Origin of the sequence: Spirulina sp. 06S082, assembly GCF_034932145.1 — a bacterium.
GTDB lineage: Bacteria > Cyanobacteriota > Cyanobacteriia > Cyanobacteriales > Spirulinaceae > CCY15215.
Genome location: NZ_JAYGHV010000238.1, coordinates 1 through 3455 on the forward strand (window position 1 = coordinate 1; position 3455 = coordinate 3455).

3 protein-coding genes are annotated in these 3455 nt (G+C 44.2%); 1 reads left to right on the plus strand and 2 read right to left on the minus strand.

Annotated features, from left to right (window positions below):
- Positions 1-50: 50 nt before the first annotated feature.
- A complete protein-coding gene (locus tag VB714_RS15080; protein ID WP_204102679.1) occupies positions 51-407 on the minus strand; it encodes a HesB/IscA family protein in 357 nt (118 codons plus the stop codon).
- 252 nt (positions 408-659) lie between these two features.
- Here VB714_RS15080 and VB714_RS15085 point away from each other — a divergent pair, with 252 nt between their 5' ends.
- On the plus strand, positions 660-2297 hold the full coding sequence (locus tag VB714_RS15085; RefSeq protein ID WP_416309695.1) for a DUF6930 domain-containing protein: 1638 nt from the start codon (positions 660-662) through the stop codon (positions 2295-2297).
- Between the two features lie 99 nt (positions 2298-2396).
- Here VB714_RS15085 and xth read toward each other — a convergent pair whose 3' ends face one another.
- Positions 2397-3191: an exodeoxyribonuclease III gene (gene xth / locus VB714_RS15090; RefSeq protein ID WP_323225432.1), complete on the minus strand. Its 795-nt coding sequence runs from the start codon at positions 3189-3191 to the stop codon at positions 2397-2399.
- Positions 3192-3455 lie beyond the last annotated feature (264 nt).

A 3455-nucleotide genomic window follows, 5' to 3' on the forward strand; every position in this document is an offset into this window, starting at 1 on the left:
GGAGGGGGGGGGGGGGGGGGGGGGGGGGGGGGGGGTGGGGGAGGATGGGTTTAAACGCCGAAGGATTTGCCGCAGCCGCAGGTTTGGTTGGCATTAGGGTTGGTAAATTCAAAACCACCCCCAATTAAAGCCGTGCTGTAGTCGAGAACCAAACCGTAGAGATAGAGTAGGCTTTTGGGATCGCAAATGATCTGAAAGCCATCATAGTCGTAAACTTCATCATCTTCGCGAATGTTGGCCGGGTCTTCAAAATCCATCAGGTAGGACATCCCCGAACAACCGCCATTGCGAACGCCAACCCGCAAACACAAGTCTTTTCCTTGTTGTTTTCTCAAAACCAATAGATGTTCTAGGGCTGTCGGTGTGAGTTGAATCCCTTTTTGAATAGTTTGAGTCGCTTGAGTCATGGATAGAAAAGCTCCTAGGATTTATTATGGGAATTTTGATTTTGTTGTTCTGAAAACTATTTTACATTATCCATAATAGCGATTTCTCTCTATCTCGCGATTGGTTCTTGCTTTTTGCCCGTTGCCTATTGTTTATTTGACTGGTAACTGATGACTGTTCCGCGCTACAGTAGATAAACTCCATACGAGACTAATATAAAGCCGTCCTCCGCTATGGCGATCGGGACAGGGTTTCTACCCATTTTTCTGATGATGAGCAATCTTCCCACAAATACCCTGCGTCGATTGAAAAAAATTCCTCAAACTTCTAGCGTTTGGGAGGGAGATCGGCGATCGCTTACCGCCTTAAACAACGACGAACCGGATCGCGGCAGTGAAGGTGGTGACTGTATTCTCTGGGTAGACGGTTCCGAGGGAATGGTGCGGGCGATGGAAATTATTTCCCCTGAAATTGGGGTTGAGGCGATCGCCAGAACCTTGCTACGGGCAATTGAGAGTCCCCAAAGCCCAGGAAGACCAGCCAGACCGAAAAAAATTGTCGTGCGCGATCGTGAAGTTCAATTTTTCTTACGCGGTGCCCTGCAAAACCTCGATATTGCCATCGATTATGTTCCGGAATTGCCCATTATTGACGAACTGTTTCGCAGTTTCTCTGAGTTTCAAAATGCCCGTCCTCCCCGCTTGCCCCCTCAATATGCCAAGCTGTTACGGGAGGTAGCTGAAGAGATTTGGCAGCTTGCCCCTTGGGAATATTTAGAAGATTGCGATATTCTTGCCCTTGAAGTCAACTATGGAGATATTGAAACGTTATATGTTTCTCTCCTGGGAATGTTGGAACAAGAATATGGCGTATTACTCTATCGAACATTAAGTTCCTTAAAGCGATTTCGCGCTTCCGCCATCGAACAAAAATCAATGGAAGCGCTAGAAAGTGCCTTTCTGTCTCAAGATTGTTTATTCCTAAATTATGAAGTTGACGAAGATTCTGACTTCGATCTTGATGATGAAGATGCCAATTTAGCAGATTTGCCCTCTGATGAGATTATGCCTGTTTTTGGGAGTTTGCATCCTTATGAAGGATTGCGCCCTTTTTTGGATGAAGAGGAAGCAATTGTTGTTTATTCTTCCCTCAAAGCATTGGTCAGGTTTTGTGAAGAATATGGCGATCTCATGGAAGATGAAGATCGCATCCCCGCTTTAAACAAACGCTATGGCATTGAATTTCCGATAGGAGATTCCCCCAGCAAAACTTTAGACATCGGCGTAACGACACTACCGGAGTTAACTGATGAACTTTTGGATATGGGGGATGATGATGAGGAGGATGATACACCAGAAATTCGCGACGATCTATTTCCTGACAATTCTTTTGTGAGTATTGGCGTGTTGCCGTGGTCAACGGTCACAAAAATCCGTGCTAATCCGAGGGCTTATAATCAGGCTCGTGATTTTCCCGAGGAAGGGGAAGGATTGCCGATTATCCTCATCCAAACCTCTCGTCCCAAAGCGAAAGAGGCGATCGTTCGCATTCAAAATGAGGGCGGAATAGAGGCGATCGCCTTTACCCCAGGAGAAGACCCTTTAGCTGAAAACCACTACGATTTAGGATTAGTGAAAATGGGAGAAAACGTTCTCTATGTTTTTTCCGAATTTGTCGCCGATGACATTACTCACTTAAAAGCCAAGAAGAATTGGGAGCGACGTTTAGAAAAAACCAACGGTCATTGCGGGTTAGTTTTAGCAATGGGCGTAACGGGGGCTTCCCGAGGCGATCCGAAGCTAAAAGATATGTTGGCTCTTTTTGAAACCCGCGCTCTAGACTCAGAGGAGTTGGGAATTGGAACCTTACAATTAATTCCTCAAATGATGGGATTTGAAATGGACTGGTAAAAGCCAATCTTTTTTAATCTCTTCGTATAAATTGTGAGTTCCTTGCTCGTCGTTGGACAACCTCCCCACAATTTGGAGCTATGAATTTAGACTTTATTTCTAATAAGGTTTAATATCAACAATAACCGGAGCATGATCGCTGGGTTTTTCCAGTTTTCGCGGTTCAATATCAATGCTGCAACTCATAGCGCGATCGCAGAGTCCAGAAGTGAGATAATGATGGTCGATACGCCAACCGCGATTATTAGGAAAACCGCCGCGACGATAATCCCACCAACTATAATGTCCTGTCTCTTCTGTAAACTTGCGGAAAATATCTGTTAAGCCAATATTTAACACTTCTTGTAAGGCTTGACGTTCAGGAGGAGAAGCCATAATATGCTTTTGTTTGCCCTTGGGATTGTAAATATCGCGGTCTTCTAAAGCAATATTAAAATCACCGCAGACACAAAGTTCGCGATCGCCTTTTTGCAGGATTTGTAAATATTCTCGCAATACTTTCAACCAGCGCAATTTATAATCATATTTATCGCTATCCAATGCCGAACCATTGGGAACGTAAAGATTGATAATTCTCACATCATCTAAAACCCCAGAAATTACTCGTTTCTGTTCGTCAAACTCTCCCGCGATCTCTGTTCCTACTGTTTCTGTAAAGCCCATTTTCACATCTTCCAATGGTTTTTTACTGAAAAGAGCCACACCGTTATAAGCCTTCTGTCCAGATATATAGAGATGATAGCCGAGAGACTCAAAGGGTTCTCTCGGAAAGTCTGTATCGATAACTTTTGTCTCCTGCAAGCAAAGCACATCGACAGGATGAGTTTGTAACCAATTTTGCACGATCGCCTGACGAGTGCGAATTGAGTTAACATTCCAAGTGGCAATTTTCATGAGTGAGGGATGGAAAATGAACTGTGAGGGATAAAGAATCAGTTTTTTCGATCTGCTTCTGTTCCTTATTTTCTCATCTCATCTTCCCCATGAGCCAGAAAACATTGAAAAAAACTCTACCCTCAGAGTAAAAAGGAGAAAGGTTAAAGGTTTTGTTCTTCCCTCTTTCCTCCTCTTCTCATGCCCTCGAATTTATTTCAGCAAGCGAAACAAGGGAATCCGCAAGCGATCGCGCTTCTCCTCAACGAGAAACTCAATCCGAAG